20 protein-coding genes are annotated in these 20,126 nt (G+C 55.7%); 9 read left to right on the forward strand and 11 right to left on the reverse strand.

Annotated features, from left to right (window positions below; translation table 11 throughout):
* Nucleotides 1–39 precede the first annotated feature (39 nt).
* Nucleotides 40–1,215 (reverse strand): ferrochelatase, encoded by a 1,176-nt coding sequence (gene hemH / locus SynMVIR181_RS09090; RefSeq protein WP_186523455.1) that lies wholly within the window; start codon nt 1,213–1,215, stop codon nt 40–42.
* A gap of 72 nt (nt 1,216–1,287) precedes the next feature.
* Between hemH and SynMVIR181_RS09095 the strand changes: the two genes are divergently transcribed.
* The 6 genes from SynMVIR181_RS09095 to SynMVIR181_RS09120 all read left to right on the forward strand — a co-directional run bounded on the left by SynMVIR181_RS09095 (nt 1,288) and on the right by SynMVIR181_RS09120 (nt 6,314).
* Nucleotides 1,288–2,469 carry a site-specific integrase gene (locus tag SynMVIR181_RS09095; protein ID WP_186589014.1) on the forward strand — a complete coding sequence of 394 codons (1,182 nt, stop codon included), beginning with the start codon at nt 1,288–1,290 and terminating at the stop codon, nt 2,467–2,469.
* The gene (locus tag SynMVIR181_RS09100; protein ID WP_186589015.1) at nt 2,469–3,134 is read left to right on the forward strand and encodes a class I SAM-dependent methyltransferase; all 666 of its coding nucleotides are present in this window, start codon (nt 2,469–2,471) and stop codon (nt 3,132–3,134) included. Before SynMVIR181_RS09095 ends, SynMVIR181_RS09100 begins: the two co-directional genes overlap by 1 nt.
* A complete protein-coding gene (cobO, locus tag SynMVIR181_RS09105; protein ID WP_186589016.1) occupies nt 3,131–3,835 on the forward strand; it encodes a cob(I)yrinic acid a,c-diamide adenosyltransferase in 705 nt (234 codons plus the stop codon). The genes SynMVIR181_RS09100 and cobO overlap by 4 nt, the downstream gene beginning before the upstream one ends.
* Nucleotides 3,836–3,922: 87 nt before the next feature.
* On the forward strand, nt 3,923–4,630 hold the full coding sequence (pyrH, locus tag SynMVIR181_RS09110) for a UMP kinase (protein ID WP_186523462.1): 708 nt from the start codon (nt 3,923–3,925) through the stop codon (nt 4,628–4,630).
* Between the two features lie 8 nt (nt 4,631–4,638).
* The gene (gene frr, locus SynMVIR181_RS09115) at nt 4,639–5,187 is read left to right on the forward strand and encodes a ribosome recycling factor (protein WP_186589017.1); all 549 of its coding nucleotides are present in this window, start codon (nt 4,639–4,641) and stop codon (nt 5,185–5,187) included.
* Entirely contained in the window at nt 5,184–6,314 is a 1,131-nt protein-coding gene (locus SynMVIR181_RS09120) for an NAD(P)/FAD-dependent oxidoreductase (protein WP_186589018.1), read from the forward strand. The genes frr and SynMVIR181_RS09120 overlap by 4 nt, the downstream gene beginning before the upstream one ends.
* On the opposite strand, the gene SynMVIR181_RS09125 is transcribed toward SynMVIR181_RS09120, so the two are convergent.
* The 5 genes from SynMVIR181_RS09125 to SynMVIR181_RS09145 all read right to left on the reverse strand — a co-directional run bounded on the left by SynMVIR181_RS09125 (nt 6,311) and on the right by SynMVIR181_RS09145 (nt 12,949).
* Nucleotides 6,311–7,825 (reverse strand): deoxyribodipyrimidine photo-lyase, encoded by a 1,515-nt coding sequence (locus SynMVIR181_RS09125; protein WP_186589019.1) that lies wholly within the window; start codon nt 7,823–7,825, stop codon nt 6,311–6,313. The two genes, SynMVIR181_RS09120 and SynMVIR181_RS09125, sit on opposite strands and share 4 nt — an antisense overlap.
* A 147-nt stretch (nt 7,826–7,972) precedes the next feature.
* Complete coding sequence (locus SynMVIR181_RS09130) at nt 7,973–9,145, reverse strand: transaldolase (protein WP_186589020.1); 1,173 nt, start codon at nt 9,143–9,145, stop codon at nt 7,973–7,975.
* A gap of 53 nt (nt 9,146–9,198) precedes the next feature.
* Nucleotides 9,199–11,010: a penicillin-binding protein 2 gene (locus SynMVIR181_RS09135; RefSeq protein ID WP_186589021.1), complete on the reverse strand. Its 1,812-nt coding sequence runs from the start codon at nt 11,008–11,010 to the stop codon at nt 9,199–9,201.
* A gap of 4 nt (nt 11,011–11,014) precedes the next feature.
* Nucleotides 11,015–11,470 carry a hypothetical protein gene (locus SynMVIR181_RS09140; RefSeq protein ID WP_186589022.1) on the reverse strand — a complete coding sequence of 152 codons (456 nt, stop codon included), beginning with the start codon at nt 11,468–11,470 and terminating at the stop codon, nt 11,015–11,017.
* Between the two features lie 87 nt (nt 11,471–11,557).
* Nucleotides 11,558–12,949: a CPBP family intramembrane glutamic endopeptidase gene (locus SynMVIR181_RS09145; RefSeq protein ID WP_304623032.1), complete on the reverse strand. Its 1,392-nt coding sequence runs from the start codon at nt 12,947–12,949 to the stop codon at nt 11,558–11,560.
* Between the two features lie 122 nt (nt 12,950–13,071).
* Between SynMVIR181_RS09145 and SynMVIR181_RS09150 the strand changes: the two genes are divergently transcribed.
* Both SynMVIR181_RS09150 and SynMVIR181_RS09155 read left to right on the forward strand, forming a co-directional pair.
* Nucleotides 13,072–14,400, forward strand: coding sequence for a histidine phosphatase family protein (locus SynMVIR181_RS09150; RefSeq protein ID WP_222929434.1), 1,329 nt, complete (start codon nt 13,072–13,074; stop codon nt 14,398–14,400).
* Between the two features lie 4 nt (nt 14,401–14,404).
* Nucleotides 14,405–15,682: a dihydroorotase gene (locus SynMVIR181_RS09155; protein WP_186589023.1), complete on the forward strand. Its 1,278-nt coding sequence runs from the start codon at nt 14,405–14,407 to the stop codon at nt 15,680–15,682.
* Here the strand turns inward: SynMVIR181_RS09155 and lepB are convergent.
* On the reverse strand, nt 15,654–16,427 hold the full coding sequence (lepB, locus tag SynMVIR181_RS09160; protein ID WP_186589024.1) for a signal peptidase I: 774 nt from the start codon (nt 16,425–16,427) through the stop codon (nt 15,654–15,656). The genes SynMVIR181_RS09155 and lepB overlap by 29 nt on opposite strands.
* A gap of 51 nt (nt 16,428–16,478) precedes the next feature.
* On the opposite strand from lepB, the gene SynMVIR181_RS09165 reads away from it, so the two are divergent.
* Nucleotides 16,479–17,984: a hypothetical protein gene (locus SynMVIR181_RS09165; protein ID WP_186589025.1), complete on the forward strand. Its 1,506-nt coding sequence runs from the start codon at nt 16,479–16,481 to the stop codon at nt 17,982–17,984.
* Here the strand turns inward: SynMVIR181_RS09165 and SynMVIR181_RS09170 are convergent.
* The 4 genes from SynMVIR181_RS09170 to SynMVIR181_RS09185 form a co-directional block, all read right to left on the reverse strand.
* A complete protein-coding gene (locus tag SynMVIR181_RS09170; RefSeq protein WP_186589026.1) occupies nt 17,947–18,309 on the reverse strand; it encodes a Spx/MgsR family RNA polymerase-binding regulatory protein in 363 nt (120 codons plus the stop codon). The two genes, SynMVIR181_RS09165 and SynMVIR181_RS09170, sit on opposite strands and share 38 nt — an antisense overlap.
* 2 nt (nt 18,310–18,311) lie before the next feature.
* Nucleotides 18,312–18,671: a 2Fe-2S iron-sulfur cluster-binding protein gene (locus tag SynMVIR181_RS09175; RefSeq protein WP_186515992.1), complete on the reverse strand. Its 360-nt coding sequence runs from the start codon at nt 18,669–18,671 to the stop codon at nt 18,312–18,314.
* Between the two features lie 106 nt (nt 18,672–18,777).
* Nucleotides 18,778–19,290: an inorganic diphosphatase gene (locus SynMVIR181_RS09180; RefSeq protein ID WP_186523489.1), complete on the reverse strand. Its 513-nt coding sequence runs from the start codon at nt 19,288–19,290 to the stop codon at nt 18,778–18,780.
* A 300-nt stretch (nt 19,291–19,590) separates the two neighbouring features.
* Nucleotides 19,591–20,055 carry a resolvase gene (locus SynMVIR181_RS09185; RefSeq protein ID WP_186589027.1) on the reverse strand — a complete coding sequence of 155 codons (465 nt, stop codon included), beginning with the start codon at nt 20,053–20,055 and terminating at the stop codon, nt 19,591–19,593.
* Between the last annotated feature and the right edge of the window lie 71 nt (nt 20,056–20,126).

Here is a 20,126-nt window from a genome sequence, read left to right on the forward strand (position 1 = left end):
CCCTCAAGATTAAGTGGCCATCTCACCAATTGGCACTGTTTAAAGCAAACCAACAGCATGCAGTGGGCCATGGCCGCTGATCAGCTCGAGAAGGAAGGCAGAAAAACCAACCATGGCCAGGCGTCCATTCCACACTTCGGAGCTGTTATTCCAACCCCACTCCCACTTCTCCTGGGGATAGAGCTTCACGGTGGTGGCCAGTTCAGCCGCCTGGTCGAGATTCACTTCTGGACCCTCAAGGCTGGCCTCGACTAAATCAGCCAATCCGGCAATAAAGGGTGGGTAGGTGTCCAGAGCCCTAACGCGACGGAAGTTCACGACACCTGACTCAGTCGCAAGTTCGCGGTATTCGATGTCAATTTCCTCGAGCGTTTCAATGTGCTCACTCACAAAACTGATAGGGACCACCACCAGATCTTGCGTCTTCGCCCGGCCGAGTTCTTCGAGGGCCTCCTCGGTATATGGCTTGAGCCATTCCACCGGCCCAACTCGGCTCTGATAGGCGAGGGTATGGGGATTGGAGTGGCCAACAATGGTCTCCAATTCAGCCATGATCAGAGCCGCGCAAGCTTGAATCTCCTGCTGATAGGGATCGCCGGCCTCTTCCACATAGCTCTTCGGCACGCCATGGGCGCTGAAGAAGATATGGGCTTTTTCGACGTCGTCACTGGCGCGAACTTGCTCGGCGATGAGTTCAGCCATCGAGCGCACATAGCCTGGATGGTCGTACCAACTGCGAATGCAGCGCAAAGGCAACGCCTCAAAGCGTTCGTCCATTTGCCGAAGACGTTGGAGCTCACGGAAGCTCGAGCCGCTGGTACTGATTGAAAAGTGGGGGTAAAGGGGAAGAACGACAACTTCGTCAATGCCATCAGCTTTGAGATCAGCCACAGCCGATTCGGTAAATGGGTGCCAATAGCGCATGGCCACGTAGCTGGTGGCGTCCACCCCACGCTGGCGCAGAAGACTCTGGAGCTCTCGCGCTTGCTGCTCAGTGATTCGGCGGAGAGGAGAACCTCCTCCGATTGATCGATACGCCTCCTGCGACTTACTACTGCGCAACGTGCTGATCAACCAAGCGAGGGGTTTCTGCAGGATCGGGTTGGGCAGCCGAATAATTTCTGGATCCGCAAACAGGTTGTACAGAAAGGGGCCAACATCCTGAATCCGTTCTGGACCACCCAGATTGAGCAGAAGAATGCCAACCCGAGCCATGGAAAATTCTTGATTCTTAGGGGTTGAGCGTAACTCCCATCAACGTCATGGTGACGCTGTCTTTACAGGGTCATGAACTTCGACACCGCGATCGTGGCCGCCAATGCGGCTTTGGCCGAGCAGGGCTGTGGTCTTCGTGTGGAGCGCCGAGGGCAAAAACTCAATCTGCGTGGACGGCTGCCATGCCGTAAGCAACCCAACCACTGGAAAACCCAGCGCCTGAGTCTTGGACTCCTGGCCGACCTGAATGGGTTGAAAGAGGCTGAGCGCATGGCGCAGCTTGTGGAGCTGCAAATAAAGCGACAGCTTTTTGTATGGGACCAGTGGTTACCGAAGCAAAAAGTTCAGCACCACAACACTCCAAATGGCGAAGCCACTTCAGTTGCCGATCCCTTGGATCGCGATCTGGATACGTTTAAGGAGGCATTCTTCGCAGACCCCCGTCGTCGTCGCTCCCCAGCTGGTAGCCGCACCACCTGGAGCGGGGCCTACCAGCCCTACCTGCGACGCCTCAAGGCCTTGGCTCTTGAACAACACTCGCTCCTCACTCCCGACTTATTACTGCTGACGCTGAACAGCTATCCCGATGGAAGCCGAAGTCGCCAGCAGTGTTCCACTGCCCTAGGGGCACTCGCCCGGCATCAAAATCTGCCCCTTCCAGATGCATGGCGTGCAGAGGCGGGGGGATACGGCCTGCACCGCGCTCGTTTTCGGCAGTTACCCAGCGACCCGCAAATTGTTGAGGCCATGCTGCGCATTCCCAATCCGGGTTGGCGTCTGGTTTATGGACTGATGGCCACCTATGGACTTCGCAACCATGAGGTGTTTTTCACGGATGTTTCGGCTTTAGCGGATGGAGGAGACAGGGTCATCCGCGTTCTTCCCACCACCAAAACCGGTGAGCATCAGGTTTGGCCCTTCCATCCGGAATGGGTGGATCGCTTCAACTTGACGCATCTGGCCTCCAATGCCGCGGCCCTCCCTCCTGTTTGCACCGATCTCCGCCACACCACACTCCAACAAGTCGGACGGCGTGTTGCCGAGCAGTTCAGGAGATACGACGTTCCCCTCACGCCCTACGACCTTCGCCACGCCTGGGCCGTACGCACCATCCACATCGGACTCCCCGATACCGTGGCCGCCAGGATGATGGGACATTCCGTGGCGATTCACACCCGCACCTATCACCACTGGATCACCAGACGAGATCAACAACAGGCCGTCGATGCCGCGCTAGCTAGGAGAGAAGCCTGATGACATCACCCCTTCGCCAACTGGCCTACCGCCACCGTTGGATCTACGACACCGTCACCGCGATCTCTGCCCTGAGTGTTGGAGGTGTCGATCGACTGCGATGCCTTGGATTAGCAGCGCTCGATCCTGTTCTGCCAAGGGGGGCCACGGTGCTCGACTTTTGCTGCGGCTCAGGAGAAGCGGCAGCGCCATGGATCGAAGCAGGGTTTCAGGTCACCGGTCTCGATGTCTCACCCAAGGTTCTCGAACTCGCCGCAACCCGTCATCCACTCCTCACTTGCATTGAGGGGCTCGCAGAAGATCCGCCATGCACGCCAGCCAGCTTTGATGCCATTCAAATCAGCCTTGCGCTGCATGAATTTCCTCGAGCCGAGCGGCATCAAGTGTTGTTGTCCTGTTTGAAATTGCTGAAACCAGGCGGATGGCTCGTTGTTGTTGATCTCCACCCCGCTGGTCCTCTCTTGCAACTCCCCCAACAACTGTTTTGCGCTTTGTTCGAGACAGAAACTGCGATTGCTTTGCTTGAGGACAACATCCCCGAGCAATTGCAGCAGATCGGCTTCACCACGGTTGAGCAGTCTGTTTTGGCCGGGGCTGCTCTGCAGCGCATCACAGCAAGGTGCCCCGATAGCGGCATGCTGGAGGGAACTGGGGAGTTGTCATGAGCTCGGATCAAACATCAGCCGCAAAGCCAACACCTGTGAACCCATCATCCTTGGACCAATCGGCCGAATCTCTTGGCATGGGAGGCGATTTAGCCCCAGAGAAAGACGCTGATGCCTACCGAAAGCGCATGGCACGGCGTCAAGACGTGCAGCGCAAACGGGTCTCAGAAAGAAGTGTTGAAAAGGGATTGGTCTTGGTCTTCACCGGCCACGGCAAGGGAAAGACCACTGCGTCTCTTGGCTTGGCCTTACGAACCCTCGGTCACGGCCACCAGGTTGCAGTTGTGCAATTCATCAAAGGGGGCTGGGAGCCTGGAGAAGCCAAAGCACTCAAAGCCTTTGGAGATGCCCTGAGTTGGCATGCCCTCGGAGAGGGCTTCACCTGGGAAACCCAAGATCGTGAGCGTGATCGTCAGTTGGTCCAAGCGGCTTGGGAGACCTCGCTCTCTTACCTCAGAGACCCCAAGCAAAAACTTGTCGTGCTGGACGAAGTGAACGTGGCGTTAAAACTTGGCTATCTCGAACTGGATCAAGTCCTGCAAGGCCTTGATGAAAGGCCTGAACTCACGCATGTTGCCCTCACTGGCAGAGGAGCTCCAGATGGGCTGATTGAAAGAGCCGATTTGGTCACGGAAATGTCCCTCGTCAAACACCCCTTTCGTGAACAGGGCGTCAAAGCACAACAAGGAATTGAGTTCTGAAGGAAGGCAGGGCTTGATCAGAAGTCGATCAGTTCTCCCGATCTCCCAGAAACAGCCTTGCTACTGTCCTACAGATAAGGATATCGAATGGCCTACGCGCGTGCCCTCCTGAAGATCAGCGGTGAAGCGCTGATGGGCAATCAGGGCTACGGAATTGATCCTGAAATTGTTTCGGCCATCGCCACAGATGTTGCCAAAGTTGTTGCCACTGGCACGCAGTTGGCGATTGTCGTCGGCGGCGGAAACATTTTCAGAGGTTTGAAGGGTTCCGCCGCCGGTATGGATCGCGCCACAGCTGACTACGTCGGCATGCTCGCCACCGTGATGAATGCCATCACCCTGCAAGACGGACTGGAGCGAGCCGGAATTCCCACCCGCGTACAAACCGCCATTGAGATGCAAGAAGTGGCTGAGCCCTACATCCGCAGGCGCGCAATGCGACACCTAGAAAAAGGCAGGGTGGTCGTGTTTGGAGCAGGTTGTGGCAATCCGTTTTTCACCACCGACACCACAGCTGCTTTACGCGCAGCCGAAATCAGTGCTGATGTGGTGTTCAAAGCCACCAAGGTTGACGGTGTGTATGACAAAGATCCCCATCAATTCCCTGATGCCGTCCGCTACGACTCCTTGACCTTCCAACAGGTACTCAGCGGCGAGCTCGCGGTAATGGACAGCACTGCCATCGCTCTTTGCAAAGACAACAACATCCCAATTGTTGTTTTTAATTTGTTTGAACCTGGCAACATCGGCAGAGCCGTGGCCGGTGAGCCCATCGGTTCTCGTATCAGCAACTAGTCATCGTCATGTCGCAATCCGATCTCGAAGCCAACATGCGCAAGTCGGTGGAAGCCACCCAGCGCAACTTCAACACCATCCGCACGGGCCGAGCCAATCCCTCGCTATTGGATCGAGTGAGTGTGGAGTACTACGGCGCTGATACACCACTGAAATCACTGGCGAGTCTCTCGACTCCCGATTCACAGACGATTGCCGTTCAACCCTTCGATATGGGATCTCTAGCGCTGATCGAAAAAGCAATCGCCACCAGTGATTTGGGATTCACGCCCAACAACGACGGCAAGGTCATCCGCATCAATGTGCCTCCACTCACAGAAGAGCGCCGTAAAGAGTTCTGCAAACTTGCCGCAAAGTATTCAGAGGAGGGGAAGGTGGCCTTGCGCAGCGTGCGTCGCGACGCCATCGACAAAATCAAGAAACAAGAGAAGGAAGGAGATCTTTCAGAGGATCAAAGCCGAGATGAGCAAGATCAAATTCAGAAAACAACCGATCGTTTCATCGCAGAACTGGAAAAACATTTAGCGGATAAAGAGGTTGAAATCCTCAAGGTTTGAGCACCACTGACGTTGCTGTTATCGGGGCCGGTGCAGCCGGCTCCAGCACGGCTTTCCATCTCGCCCGCTTAGGTCATCGCGTCACCGTTTTGGAACGGGACCGATCAGAGCGGCTGAAGCCATGCGCTGGTGGGATGGCGGCCTCCGTTCAGCAGTGGTTCCCCTTCGACTTACAACCAGCCGTTGATGACGTCATCCAACAGGTGGATTTCAGCTGGTGTCTCACTGATCCTGTGGTCGCGGAGCTTCCAGGCTCTGCACCCTTCTGGATCGTCAAGCGTGAGCGGCTCGACGCACTCTTGCTGGAGCAAGCGATCGCTTTAGGGGCAGAGCTGCGGCAGCCCTTCGAGGTTGTGGACCTTCAGCAGGATGAAAGCCATTGGCTTGTACGCAGCAAGGGCGGGGAGGTGATCGAGGCCAAAGCCGTGGTTCTGGCCGATGGCTCCGGTTCTCCTTGGCCCACACGCTTAGGAATCGGCCCTCGATCTCTGCACATGGCCAAGACGCTCTCTGTTCGCCTCGAAGGAATGGGAAGCTTGCAACCTGGCACCGCCAGGTTTGAATTTGGGCTCGTCCACCATGGTTTCGCCTGGGCGTTTCCACTGGCAAACGGCATCAATGTGGGAGTGGGCACGTTTATTGGACGCCGGGCCAGTGACGCGGAAGCCGTGCTCGAACAACTCCTACCGGATTTAGGGTTTGCCTCCACAGACGGGCTGCGACAAAACTCCGAATTAAGAGTCTGGAATGGCCACACACCCCTCCACGGCAAAGGCGTAGTGGCAGTCGGTGATGCTGCATCGCTCTGCGACCCCTTTCTTGCCGAAGGCCTCAGGCCGTCGCTGATGAGCGGCTGCGAAGCAGCGGCCAGTCTCGATTCTTGGCTGAACGGAACTCAGCCTGACCTTTCCAACTACTCAAAACGGATGCGCGAACGCTGGGGCGATTCAATGGCTTGGGGGCGTCGCATTGCCCAGGTGTTTTATCGCTTTCCAAACGTGGGCTATCAACTCGGCATCAAACGTCCCACTGCTCCGCAGCGCATTGCCCAAATTCTCTCTGGTGAAATGGGATACGGGGACATCGCCCAGAGGGTCATCCGCCGCTTGATGCTGCAAAGGGGTTAGAGATCAAGCGTGAGCTGTTGGGAATCATCGAGCGTAGGGTTTCGCCGTCGCCGGCGGCGACCTTGACCCGTTGGCGCTAAACCTGAACGTCTCGACCCATGGCGCTGCTGAATTCCATCAGCAATAGCAGAAAATCCAGAGCGCTCCCTGATCGCCCAAATCCTCTGCTTCGCCTCCCGAGCTGCAAGCGCAGGTTCCACCATGGGCAGGGGATAGTCCACTCCAAGCTCGAGCCCTGCCTGACGTTGCGCTGCCATCGACAACTTCCACGGCTCATGCACGTAGACATCGGGAACCAGGTGGAGTTCAGGACACCAAGTGCGAATGAATTCACCCTTCAAGTCATGGTCTTGCCCCTGCTTGATCGGGTTGTAGACCCGCACGGTATTGATGGCTGTGCTGCCTGACTGCATTTGGCACTGGCTCCAGTGGATCCCGGGCTCGTAGTCCACAAACTGTCGCGCCAGATGAAGTCCGCTGTCCCGCCACGGCAACCAGAGGTGGTAGCTGGCAAACGACATCAACATCGCTCGCATCCTGAAGTTGATCCAACCGTGGGCCCGCAATGCGCGCATGCAAGCATCCACGAAAGGCACTCCAGTGAGTCCCTCCGACCAGGCAGAGAGTCGCTCATCATCCGCGCAGCGCAGCCCACGCATGAACGGATGAAAATCTTCGAATTCAATCGCTGGCTGCGCTTCTAGCTTTTGGATGAAGTGGCAATGCCAATGCAGGCGTGACTCAAAACTGCTTATTCCACGACCGCTAAAGCCACGGCTTGTTTGGATTACCTCTCGCATCGAGAGACATCCCCAAGTGAGATAAGCAGAGAGGCGTGAACACCCGGTAAACGCGGTGTTGGGGCTGGAGATGGAGCGTGCATAGCCGGACGCCCGATGTTCGAGGAAATCGTCCAGCTCCAGCAAGGCCATGGAACGACCACCGCTTTGACGATGCGGGCATGGATCGGCTGCCAGCTCCGGATGGGGTCGATCAGGAATGATGCCGGCCTCGATCCCCTCGATCGATGGCAGCCCTAACGGGGAAGGCGTGATTGGCTCAGCCATCTGCGCCTCCCAGCGCTTGGCCCATCGATTGCGGGACCGCAGACGGCGGATCACGCCAAATTGGGGAATCTCCTTCCAAGCGATGCCGTGCTGCCGGCACCAGAGAGCGACGCGTTGGTCACGCTGATACGTCCAACCATTTCCGGTTTCTTCATGGCTCCAGAGCCCATCAAGACCAAATTGACGATGGGCACGCTCAAACACCTCCAACACATCACCACGGCGCACCAGCAGCGGTTGACCCAGCTCCGCCAACGCGAGCCGCAAATCCAGCAAAGACTCTCGGCAAAACAACCACTGCCGCTCGGAGACATCTTGCTGCTGCCACAACTCAGGCTCAACGACATAAAGCGGCAGCACTGGCCCCCTAAGCAAGGCCTGCTGCAAGGGCTGGTGATCCTTCACCCGGAGGTCTCGCTTGAACCAGACAAGCTGGAGCGCCATTGCAGCCAACCCCCCTAAATCTCCCGACGAATGACCCTAACGATTGAATATGGACTCAGCGAGCCTCTGTTGCAAGCCACTAAAAAACACGCCTTCACTCCATAGAGCGAGGGCGTGCTTGCTGTCTGGAGCCTTAAACAAGCTCGATCAAACGGCGGTCAAAGACAAGGCGCCACCGAAACCCAAGCGCACATCGTCTGGTGTCAAACGACCGTCATGATCCTGATCTAAGGCATCAAAGACCGCATCACTTCCCAACCATTCATCGCGGGTGATGCAGCCATCACCGTTGAAATCGTTCAGCAGGAAAATCTCTTGAACGGCATGGCTGAACGCAGAGCCACCCTCGATCTGAGCCAAACGGTGAGCAAGTTGCTGCTCGAGAGTTTCAATCGCTTTGCTGAAACCTTTGATGCCTTCACTGAGCTTGTCAGTAGCCATCCGATCCTCAGCCATCATGGAGACGAAGCGCTCCTGATCCACGTTCATTTGCTCTGCAACAGGAGCAAGATTGGAAGGATCTAACTTGCGAATCAGCGAAGCATCACTACTACGCAATTGATCCAACAATTTCGGGGAAATGGTCAATAGATCACAACCTGCAAGCTCAGTGATTTCATCAAGATTGCGGAAGCTGGCCCCCATGATTTCGGTTTTGTAGCCGTATGTCTTGAAGTAGTTGAAGATGCTGGTCACTGAAATCACACCAGGATCTTCTGGACCTGGATAGGAATCGCGCCCTGTATCGGCCTTGAACCAATCAAGAATGCGACCAACAAACGGCGAGATCAACGTGACGCTTGCTTCGGCGCAGGCCACAGCCTGAGAGAAACCAAACAGCAGAGTGAGGTTGCAATGAATGCCATCCTTCTCAAGAACTTCAGCCGCTTTGATTCCTTCCCACGTGGAGGCAATTTTGATCAAGACACGTTCATTACTGATTCCCGAGTCGTTGTAAAGGCGAATAAGTTTCCGACCTTTTTCAATCGTGGCCTCTGTGTCGTAACTGAGGCGGGCATCAACCTCCGTTGAAACACGGCCAGGAACGATCTTCAGAATTTCCTTTCCAAATATCACGCTGATTTCATCGAGCGCTTCATGCACCACTTGCTCCACCGGAGCGCTCTCTCCTAGAAGCCGGCGTGACGAACGCAAGGCTTCATCGATGAGATTCTCGTAAGCAGGAATCTGTGCTGCAGCAAGGATCAGGGAGGGATTGGTGGTCGCATCACGGGGAGTGAAACGCCTGATCGCTTCGAGATCACCCGTATCGGCCACCACCACGGTCATGGCGGAAAGCTGCTCAAGGAGGGTGGCCATAGCGCACTAAAACTCTATGAATTCAACGTAGCGACGATTTTCAAACTGACAGCTCAAGGAGGAGGTGTGTCCGTTTGTGCAGATTTAACCCGACCACTTGGTGGGATTTTTTCAATCACCAGGAGCCCATCAATGATGGATTTAGCCACAGGCAAAGCCACAGTTGAGCCATAGGCGTGCTCCCCCTGTGGTTCATCAACCACCACCAGCACGACATAACGAGGGTCCTCGATCGGAAGCGTTGCGACAAAACTGCAAATCAAGGCCCCAGGGACATACACACCATTCACTGCCTTTTGGGCTGTGCCTGTTTTGCCGCCAATGCGATAACCAGGGGTGCGCACCCCCTTACCGCTGCCTTTTTCCACCACGGATTCCATCCAGTTCAGCACTGTGCGCGTGACCTCTGGGCGAAGCAAGGGTTGCCCCATGCGCTCACCACTCGGAGCCAATGCATGGCCAGCCCGTAAACCACGGGTGATGTGAGGACTCACAAGCCTCCCGCCATTGGCGATCAGTGCATGCAATTGAACAAGCTTGAGAGGTGTCAGCGAGAAGCCTTGACCGAATGCTGCTGTAGCTGGCTCGATGGGCTGCGTCGTGAATTGTTCCTTGGTCTTCAGCTGGCCCGCTACTGCACCTGGAAGGTCTGTGTCCGGCTTCGCATCGAGCCCAAGCCGACTCAACCAGTCCCAATAATTAGAGGGACGCATTTTGCGCATCGCCTGCACCATGCCGACATTGCTTGAAACCTGAAGCACGGTTGCGAAATCCACGACGCCATTGCCCTTGCGGTCGTGGTTGCGAATCGGCCAGCCACCAATTGTGAGGGCCCCACTGTCGTAAACCGTCTCGTTGGGTTGGATCACACCTTCTTGAAGCGCTAAAGCCAAATTGATCGGCTTAAAAGTCGAACCCGGTTCGTAAAGGTCTTGAACAGACCATTCGCGAAAACGCTCTGGATTGAAATCCCAATAGCGATTCGCGTCGTACGTCGGCGTTGAGGCCAGCGCCATTAATTCGCCATTGGTGACATCCATCACGATCGCCACTCCCTTTTTGGCTTTCCAGGTCTTGACCTGTGCCGACAGGGCCTTGGCAGCCAGCTCCTGTAAGCGGGCATCCAAGGTGAGCTGCAATCTCAAGTCATCCCCGAAAAACACGCCTGGCGCGAGGTTGTCTGGCAACGGGGTTCCGTCTGCTCCGCGACGAAGACTCCTGGCCTGTTCGTGACGCTGCAGGTCATCGTCACGACTCTGTTCCAGCCCCGCCTGGGGCTGACGCTCTTGATTGAGGAAACCAACGACATTGGCAAAAAGAGATCCCTGCGGATAGACGCGGTAGGGATAGGGCTCAAGATCGATGCCGCTGATTCCAAGGGAACGAACTGTTGTTGCCGTTTCAGGGTCAACGCCCTCAGCCAACTTGATGCCAGACGCTCTGTCTCCCATCCTTTTGTTGAGCTCGCCAGAGGAAAGGGCCAACACGGGGGAGAGGCGTGCAGCAACCTCTTGACGGTCACGAATGAGCGTCGGCTCGTCGCCAGGAAAGTTGAAGTAACGAGGGTGAGCCCAGATTCGATAACGCTCCTCGTCTAAGGCCACAAGCCTGCCGTTGCGATCCACAATCGGCCGGCGGCTGCCCAGGGGCTTGGTGCGTTGGGTTTGCACCACACGGGCCCGCGCCTCCAACTCGGAGGCTTGAACAATCTGTAACCAGGCCATACGCCCAACCAAACCCAATAAACCTGCACACAGCAGCACAAAGACCACTTTCATGCGACCCGCGGGCACCGGCTCAAGACGAATGACCCTTCGTCGTTCACGACGCGCCTTAGGGGTCGAGCCTTGCCGCTTGGCTGGCATCTGTTTAATACCCGTGATGAATTGAACGATCCATCAAGGAGCCAATGAAAGCGAGATGATCGTGGGAACCACCGGACTCCTCTTCATTGGGACGTTCGAGATACACCAATTTTTCAGCGGTCGTCGGAACCATCGACTTTGGAGTCTGGGTTCGATCGAGGAGATAACGCTCAAGCATTGCTGTGGACTCCGTCAGTCGGTGGCCCACGCCTCGGGTGTCCTCCAAGCGTTCAAAAGCAACCGTCCAGCGATATTGCCAGTGAAGCGTGAGTCCACTGAGAGCCAGAACAGCTGTGAACACCCCAATCAAACTGCCATCAGCCGCACGATGAAGACCGGCAAGCAGGGGAGAGCGGCGTGCAACACGCTTGGCGGACAGTGACCCCTGAATGAGCTCAAAGGCACCAGTGGCAGATGCGTGTTCCTGTGGGGCAGGTTGAGTTTGGGGAACCGCGACCACGTTGAACGATTAGGGCAATGCGCCAGTGAACCACCCGTATGGTCCGCCCGCAAGGCTGAAATGTCTTACAGCATCAGGGAAATCAACTCAAGTTCCCAGCAAGACAAGATTCAGGAAAGTGACACCGTTCCAGAGAGCATGCATCACCACACAAGGAAGGAGTCGACCACTGCTTAAACGCAGCAATGCCAAACCCAAACCAAGAACCAACAAAGGAAGTAACTCACCAATGCTGAGGTGAGCAACCGCAAACACAAGGGCGCTGCCAAAAACGCTCCAACCCCGCCCGAAGGAGCGTCCTAAAACGGGCAACAGCACCCCACGGAACACTGTTTCTTCAAACAGAGGGGCGAGCACAACCGCGGTGATGGCCAGCAGGAACAAGGCCAACGGATCGCTGCCGTTCAGCACCATTTCCAGCAATGGATTACTGCCTCCCTGATCGCCGATAAAGCGACTCATCAGCCAACCGGTTAACACCACAGGCGGCATCACCATCAACCAGGCGCGGCCGCCCTGAAACAGTGCCGTCCACCATGGGCTCACGCGCCACTGAAGCCAACCACCTGCAGGCAGCAAACGCTGATCAAGACCATCAAGCTGACTTTTGAGGATGAGCAACGGCGGCGTCGCGAGAGCGCAATAGCCAATCAGCACAGCCACCGACTGGTTGAGTGGCGCCGCAATGCTCCGAGCCACCAAGGCTGAAAGAGGAGTGACTAAAAGTGGGACCAGCACCTCGCCCAGCACCACAAAACCCCCAGCGATCAGCAGCACCATGTCCACCAAACCAAGGGGTGCGGCTTGCAGTTCAGGCCAGGACGATTGCTTGCGGCGCAGAAGCAACCAAAGCTGACGAACCAGCAGAAGAGAACCCAACAACAGTGCTCCGAGCGGCATCAGCTCACTCAGAACAAGACGTCGAGCCGCGGCCTTGGATGCAGCCTTGGCTGCAGAGCTTTCAAGGCAATCGGACGGTTCACCTCCCAATGCTTGGCACACCAAACGCCGGGTTAAGGGATCAGGACTGTTGTCAGACAACAACTCCTGGTCCTGTGAGGAGAGGTCACGAGGCCGCGGCTCGATGGCCAAAGTTTCCTGAAGCGTCCGAAGGTTTGGGGTTTGAAGTGGAGTCTCCAACAAGGTCTTACGACGCCCTGGATCGTTTTCTAACGATGCAAATAACAGTGTTTGGCGTTCGCTGAGGCTGTCGAGAGGGGTCTCTCTCAACGTTTCAAGCAAGCTTTTGGCAGGATCTTGGCCAACAAGCAGAGGTTTGAGCGATGGCATCAAGGCGGGATCCGCCAACAACGCCAGCTCTTGCTGCTCCAACGACAAAGCGGGAGCCACAGATGGGCGCCCGAGGCTGTCCATCAAGCCGAGGAACCAAACGCTGCAAGCCAGCACCATCGAAACGACAGCTAGAAGGACTTTCCACTTAGGTGCTGCGTTTGAACGTCCGTTCAGCGGGCTGGTCAACAGACGATGCGCAACTGCAAGTGATTCTCTCCGGCGAAGGGCAACCAACGACCGATTTTGACCATTTCGGCGTGATTGGACCGTGCGCCCATACGATGACCGCGCCTTTCCCCCTTGTTGCGGTGTCACTGCGTCTCCTCCTGGTCCGCCACGGCCTGAGCAGCTTCAACATTGAGCGCCGCATCCAGGGGCGCAACGATCTATCAACACTCACAGCCACTGGCGAAGACCAGGCGCGACGCATGGGCGTGGCCTTGGCCGACGTCCCGATTGATGCGGCCTACAGCTCACCTCTTCAACGTGCTGCCGCTACCACAGCCGGAGTGCTGAGCGTGCGTCAAGACGGCCTGGCCCCCGTTCTGGATAACGGACTGCTGGAGATTGATCTCGAGCCCTGGAGCGGGCTAACAGCCGATGAACGGGCGATCCAGGATCCAGAGGGCTACGCCACCTGGCGTCAACGACCGGAAGAGCTAGAACTCACCCGCGCTGACGGCACCCGGTATCAACCGCTAACCGAGTTGATGGTTCAGGCGCGGGCGTTCTTGAAAGGCCTCATGGAACGGCATCCAGTGACTGGCGACGACACCGTTCTGGTCGTGGGTCACAACGCCATTCTTCGCTGCTTAATTCTGGTGTTGTTGGGCGAGCCTCAAGGAGGCTTCAGGCGGCTACGCCTGGACAATGCATCGTTGTCGGTGTTCAACCTCTCTTCCGGGCCTAATGGCTACCAAGTCCAGATCGAATGCTTAAACAGCATTGCCCACTTAGAGCCGGCTCTGCCAGCCAAAGGCACCAAGGCGCGTCTGGTGCTTGTCCGCCACGGTGAAACAGATTGGAACAGGCAGGGGCGATTCCAAGGACAGATTGATATTCCCCTCAATAGCAACGGCCATGCCCAAGCAGAGGCGGCTCGCTCCTTCCTCGAGGCTGTGACTCTGGATCGGGCTTACAGCAGCTCGATGTCTCGTCCAAGAGAAACCGCTGAGGGGATTTTGAAATCGCACGCCGGCGTACCGCTCACCGTGACTGATGGCCTGATGGAAATCGGCCACGGGCTTTGGGAGGGAAAGCTGGAATCAGAAATTCGAGAGGGCTGGGAAGAGTTACTCCAGGCCTGGAAGGACGCTCCCGAGACGGTGCAAATGCCCGAAGGCGAAACGATTCAAGACGTATGGGAACGCTCTGTGGCCTGCTGGAACAGCATCGCGGATGGGCTCGATCCTTCAGAGACAGCCTTAGTTGTGGCGCATGATGCAGTGAACAAAACAATCCTGTGTCACCTCTTAGGCCTTGCCCCCAAAGACATTTGGGCCGTGAAACAAGGCAACGGAGGCGTCACGGTGATCGACATGCCAGAAGATCCAAGCCAACCTGCAGTGGTGAGTTGCCTTAATCTCACCTCCCACCTCGGTGGGGTTCTGGATCGAACAGCAGCGGGAGCACTCTGAACCCATGACTGAGACGATGCTGCTCGACCCCGTGCAGGTTCTAGTCGCAAGCGATCAGCCGCTCCAAGTAGGAAGTGCTGCTCTCTTTGAAGATGATCGTCTTATCGCCCTAGGGGAAGAGGCAAGGCAGCGAGCCGCTGAGCGAGGTGTTTCGGGGCATAACCGGGCCCAGCAACTCCTCGCCCCATGTCTTGTCGACCCACATTCAAGCCTTCCCAGTCCATTTACAGGAAGCGGAGAGACGCTCAAAACCCTCATCAACTCCGCAGGGCGAGCCGGTTATGGACAGCTCGCACTGCTTCCAAACGGTGAATCGGAACGGGATAGCCCAGAACGCTTAAAGGGATTCCAGCCGAGCGATTGCGATCTCAAAATTCACTTATGGGGAAGCTTCACCCATCACGGAGAAGGCGAACGCCTCAGCCTCCACGCCGATCTGCTTGAAGCAGGTGCCATCGGTCTGAGCGCTGGGGAGCAGATGCCGTCTGCCAACCTCATCGACCGCGCCTTACTGCTCGGAGAAATGGATGGAGCCCCTGTGCTGATTGCACCCAATGACTCCAACCTGGGCGGAGACGGAATGATCCGGGAAGGCGTGGAGACACTACGAGCCGGATGGCCTGCAGATCCAACCATCAGCGAAACGCTACCCATGGGGCAGCTCCTGGAATTGCAGCGCCGCCATAGCAATCGCAAGCTTGTGCTCATGAATCTTTCCACCGCTGCTGGAGTGGAGATGTTGAGCCATGCAACGTCATCTCCTCTGGCAACTGTCAGCTGGTGGCACCTCGTGCAGGATCGATCCAGCCAACCAGCTGAAGCGACCCATTGGTTTGTCACCCCTTCCATTGGTGGACAACGTGATCGCTGGGCCTTAATTCAGGCCTTAGGAGAAGGAAAGATCAACGCCGTTGCTGTTCATGGCATTCCTCTCGACGATGAGGAGTGTCTATTGCCTCCCGATCAACGTCCAAAAGGGTTATCCGGTCATCACTTAGTGCTGCCAACCCTCTGGCAGCATCTCGTGGTCGATTTGAACTGGAGTGTGAACCAACTCTGGCAGGCGCTCAGTTTCGGCCCAGCACGGTTGCTTGGACAGGAGGAAGAACGACTGAGCATCGGAAGCAACCGCTGGTTGCTCTTTGATCCTGACCAAATATGGGATCAAACCCGTGCTGCTTCCCAAGCCCCGAGAGCTGCCAACCAGCCTTGGCTCGGCATGCGCATGCGAGGGCAAGTGGTGAGTTGTGGACTCAGGATCCCAACGAACCAAGTCGATTAAATGGCCAGAAACGCCAGACCGCTCGACCAATAATCTGATCTTCAGGCAGGAAGGCTCCACCCGGCCAATAGCGCCCATCCCAGCTGTTACTACGGTTGTCACCAAGAACGAGGACACGTCCCTCCGGAACCGTGGCATTCAGGGTGCGGCAAAGGCTCATACCCCGCTTGTCCAGAGGGCAGTAATTAGTCACATATGGTTCGTCGAGATCAACACCGTTCACACGCACCTGTCCTCGAGGGTTGACGACCACCTGATCACCCGCCACAGCCACAACGCGTTTGATGTAGGCATCACAGGCCGGATGACTGACGCCAGGAATCAACCCAATCAAAGGGATATTTGCGAGAACGCATTGAAAAGGTGGGGGTGACGTTGTTGAGCGCAGTGCAGGATCGAAGGCATAGGGGGAATTGAACACAACAATTTCTCCGCGCCGAGGTTTGCGGCCGCGATAGGTGAGCTTCTCGACAAGCAAGCGATCTTGGATCTGCAAGCCAGGAAGCATCGAGCCTGAGGGAATGAAGCGTGCCTCGGCCAGATAGTGACGAATCCCGAAATAGAGAGCCATCGTGAACAACAACGGGCCCCAAAAATCCCAGAGCGGATGTCCAGAACCTCGTTCCTTTTTTTGATCCTTATGGCCCTCCTGAAGAGTCTCGCTGCTGTTGGGCCGCTCGTCGTCAGAACGACTGTTGTGTTGCTTGTCTACCAACAGGCACCTTGCTTCAATCCTGAAGCTCACGATAGGCGCGATCAGCCTTCGCTTATAGCCTGAAACCAGGCACGGTGATCCATGGTCCGACCCCGCTGGCAGGGCGTGAAACCCCGCACCATCCAATTGTTCTGGAACCGCTGGGATCAGGTCTTAGCCCTGATTGCAGCGCTCAATCTGATCTGGGTGATTTTCGATGTCACCTACATTCCGCTGCGAAATTTCTGGCTGCAGAGAACGCTCTATCCCGTTCCATCGATCAACTTGGCCTTGCCACTGCCGTGGCTGCCAGACATCACACCCCTCTACGACCCGCTGAAGGGCATCGAAGTTCACCGAGACACGATGTCCTACGTCGAGCACTTCCGCAGACTCGAGACCACCGCTTCAACGTTGGGAATTAACAGTCCAGCCGCACGACAAATGCGGCTGGAATTGGTTGTTAAAAACAGCCAATTAGTCGATGAAAACCCGTTCATCAGCTCTGGCAACGTTGGAGCATTCGAAAAGCTCAAGAACCGTCTTAGAGCGAGAGCTGAGATGGATTCAGCCAAACAAGCGGCGGCTTATCTCCTCAGCGACCGCTACTTGAGCAAGCACGACTGGGGGCAAGAGCGTCAGTTTTGGAACACCAAAATTCTTCCGCTAGCGGAGACCAATTACTCACGCGGAATTGATGAAAACGGAATGCCTATCGACCTGTCCTGGCGGATCGACATTCCTTTTCAAATCCTGTTTTTACTGGACATCCTGGTTCGTACGCTTCGACTGAAACGTCGATTTCCTGCGATTGCCTGGAGAGACGCCTTACTCAGACGTTGGATTGATCTTCCACTGTTAATTCCATTTTGGCGTCTATTGCGAGTCGTTCCAGTCACAGAACGGCTGTCCCGCGCTCAGCTTCTCAATCTTGAGCCCCTTCGAGCAGCCGTCAGTCGCGGCGTTGTCGCAGTCCTGGCGCTCGAATTATTTGAAGTGATCACGCTGCGTGTTCTGGATGCCATGCAAGGCATCGTGCGCTCGCCGAATCTTCCCGACAGGATTCTCCGGCTTTGTAGTCATCAATCTGTGGACAGCAGCGAAGAAAGAGAACTCGCGGAGCTGCTTCGGCTCTGGCTCCCTCTCATCCTCACGCAAGTGGGTCCAGGGATGCGGCCACAACTTGTGGCGCTATTCGGCCACGCTCTGCAACGAAATTTGGATGGTCTGGTCTTACCGGCACCGCTGAGGGAGCTGCCTGGAGTGCAAAAGGCGGAATCCGAACTGAGCCGTCAGCTCGCTACGGGAATGGTGGATTCGCTGTTGGGGCTTTCAAAAAGTGCGGCAGACCAACTTGGTCAGAAAGATCAAGTTCTCGAAGATCTTGGGATCCAAACGCTCGATCGGTTTTGGGAGGAGCTCGCTCGCACGCTCGAACAAGGCGTGGTGCTGGAACGGAGCCAGGAACTTTTGGTGGCGTTTCTCGAAGAATTCAAACGCACCAGCATGTTCCAACTTCACACGCAAGGTGGCGTCGATGAACTAATAACCGAGCTCGATGGGCTGAATTTCAACCCAAAAGAGCCTGGTTCCAATCCTCGGTCTTGAAACCCACCAAAAAATCGCCGCTGGGCAAGGCAACAAAAGGGCGTTTAATCAAACGCCCATCTGCAGCCAACGCGGCGAGTGCATCATCGTCATTCATCGCTTTAACAACAGCTGCTCCCAGGGCTCGATAGCTCTGGCCGCTGGTGTTGAAGAGACGTTGACGAAGACCCAAACGCTCGAAGGCAAGAGAAAGAACCTCTTTGGAAGGAGGAGCAGTTGTGATGTCAACAACCTCGTAAGCCAAGTTATTGGCATCCAACCAAGCCAGGGCCTTACGGCACGTTGAACATCGGGAGTAGCTGTAAACCTTGATGGTTGGAGCCAAGCTCAACGTCCAAACAAGTTCTTCACAGCACCAAGCAGGCTGTTTGAACCCTTACCAACGCCTTCGTCAGGGCGAGTCTTGATGGTGACATCGCCATTCACACTTGTGCGGCAGCTCAGGCGATAATTTGCGGGGCGATCCGAGAGATAAACCTCTTCAACATCGCTACGGGGGGAGAGGTTCTGGGCTCCTTCAAGAACCTCGATCACGCAGGTTCCGCACTGGCCAACCCCGCCACAATTATTGAGGTTGTTCAGACCTTTGTATGGGTTGATCCCAGATGACAGGGCTGCTTTGCGTAAATTCGCTCCTTCGATGCAACCGACCTGTTGGCCTTCCTGCTCAAAACGGATGGTGGGCACGGGTCGTTCACAATCTAGGCGCGAACCAACTTACAAGAAGTAAGGCCTCAATAGCGCCCCAATCACAGATCTTGCCCAGAAAAGCTGGATTCAGCTCCATGAGGCCTTAACCACCGGCCGCTCGAACGCATGCCTCCAACAGGGGAGCAACGGCATCAGAGTCACGCCAACCTCCAATCGAAATGACGCGACCATCCATATTTTTGTAAGTACGGAAAAACTCAGCCACATCCTCAAGCTGGCTGGGTGCAATTTGTTGGATGCTCTTAATCCCTGCTTGCCGCGGGTCAGCAACCGGAACACAAAGAATCTTGCCGTCGTAATGCCCCGTGTCGTCCATGTCGAGCACCCCGATCGGCCTGGCTTTGATCAAACATCCCGCAAAGGTAGGTTCCGCCATGATCACCATGGCATCGAGAGGTGAGCCGTCCTCGGCAAGCGTATTGGGAACAAATCCGTAATCAAAGGGATATCGAATCGAAGGGTGAAGCACACGGTCCAGTGCCATCACGCCAACGTCTTCTGAAAACTCATATTTGTTGCAACTACCCGCTGGAATCTCAACGATCAGATTGAGTAGCCCCGGAGAGGGAGAAGGAGGCAGGGACCTCAGATCCATGGCGATCTTGCGCAGTGAGTGGTGTCAAAGAACCCATTGGAGGGCGATCGGTCAATACAGCCGCCAAGGGAATTCCAAGGCTGGTGCAAGCAAGGATGAACCCTAAAAAGGCAAGTGTTGGAGCAGCAACTTGAAACGAGGGTTGCTGAGAAAGTTCGCGGGCAGGCTCGGGGTCCATTCAGGCAGGATTAAGGACATCCGGGAAGGGTTTTGACCCTGCGCAAACCACACCTAATGGCATGAAAAGCTCCGGAAAGGCGTTATCAAAAGGCTAGAGATGATTCTCGCACCATTGCAGCTCTAGGCGGCTGGACGTTCTTGTCGATCGCGACGGGCCGCAAGATCAGACGGTGCTGCAGGAAGGTCTTCAAGGTGCGTTCTGATCTGGCGTAACTCCTCGAGGATGGCGCTTAGAACTTGCTGAGTCGCTGTCGATGGAGAATTGAGAACTTCAACTGTGACCTCCTTAATCCTCAATACATCCTTGGCAAAACGCGCCACTTCGTTCGGATGAAACAGAAGAGGATCTTTTTGATCGCTTCGATATTCGGGATTTAACTTCTTGGGATTAAAAGGAGGATTTAAATTGCGGGAATCAGTATTTGTATAACGATAAACAGATGCTCTGGATCGGTTCAAGGATTTTTGAACATCATCGATTGCAACTAACGCATCTGATTGAGCCATCACCGCGTCAACATCTGTTGTGGATAGAGAGGCATCCTCAGCAACAGAAACGGGACTTTCGATCGACCTAGGAAACATGAGACTGATTTAGGACGCACTGGATTGGGCAGACAGTAGCAGCTGAGAATCAGGATGCCAGCGACGTTCCA

Origin of the sequence: Synechococcus sp. MVIR-18-1, from assembly GCF_014279835.1 — a bacterium.
GTDB lineage: Bacteria > Cyanobacteriota > Cyanobacteriia > PCC-6307 > Cyanobiaceae > Synechococcus_C.

Bases quoted from the DNA above. Each gene is read 5' to 3' on its own strand.
- SynMVIR181_RS09100 (WP_186589015.1), top strand. From the start codon at position 2,469: ATGACATCACCCCTTCGCCAACTGGCCTACCGCCACCGTTGGATCTAC.
- SynMVIR181_RS09180 (WP_186523489.1), bottom strand. From the start codon at position 19,290: ATGGATCTGAGGTCCCTGCCTCCTTCTCCCTCTCCGGGGCTACTCAAT.
- SynMVIR181_RS09155 (WP_186589023.1), top strand. From the start codon at position 14,405: ATGACTGAGACGATGCTGCTCGACCCCGTGCAGGTTCTAGTCGCAAGC.
- cobO (WP_186589016.1), top strand. From the start codon at position 3,131: ATGAGCTCGGATCAAACATCAGCCGCAAAGCCAACACCTGTGAACCCA.
- SynMVIR181_RS09130 (WP_186589020.1), bottom strand. From the start codon at position 9,145: ATGGCCACCCTCCTTGAGCAGCTTTCCGCCATGACCGTGGTGGTGGCC.
- SynMVIR181_RS09135 (WP_186589021.1), bottom strand. From the start codon at position 11,010: ATGCCAGCCAAGCGGCAAGGCTCGACCCCTAAGGCGCGTCGTGAACGA.
- SynMVIR181_RS09095 (WP_186589014.1), top strand. From the start codon at position 1,288: ATGAACTTCGACACCGCGATCGTGGCCGCCAATGCGGCTTTGGCCGAG.
- SynMVIR181_RS09185 (WP_186589027.1), bottom strand. From the start codon at position 20,055: ATGTTTCCTAGGTCGATCGAAAGTCCCGTTTCTGTTGCTGAGGATGCC.
- SynMVIR181_RS09125 (WP_186589019.1), bottom strand. From the start codon at position 7,825: ATGGCGCTCCAGCTTGTCTGGTTCAAGCGAGACCTCCGGGTGAAGGAT.
- frr (WP_186589017.1), top strand. From the start codon at position 4,639: ATGTCGCAATCCGATCTCGAAGCCAACATGCGCAAGTCGGTGGAAGCC.
- hemH (WP_186523455.1), bottom strand. From the start codon at position 1,215: ATGGCTCGGGTTGGCATTCTTCTGCTCAATCTGGGTGGTCCAGAACGG.
- pyrH (WP_186523462.1), top strand. From the start codon at position 3,923: ATGGCCTACGCGCGTGCCCTCCTGAAGATCAGCGGTGAAGCGCTGATG.
- SynMVIR181_RS09165 (WP_186589025.1), top strand. From the start codon at position 16,479: ATGGTCCGACCCCGCTGGCAGGGCGTGAAACCCCGCACCATCCAATTG.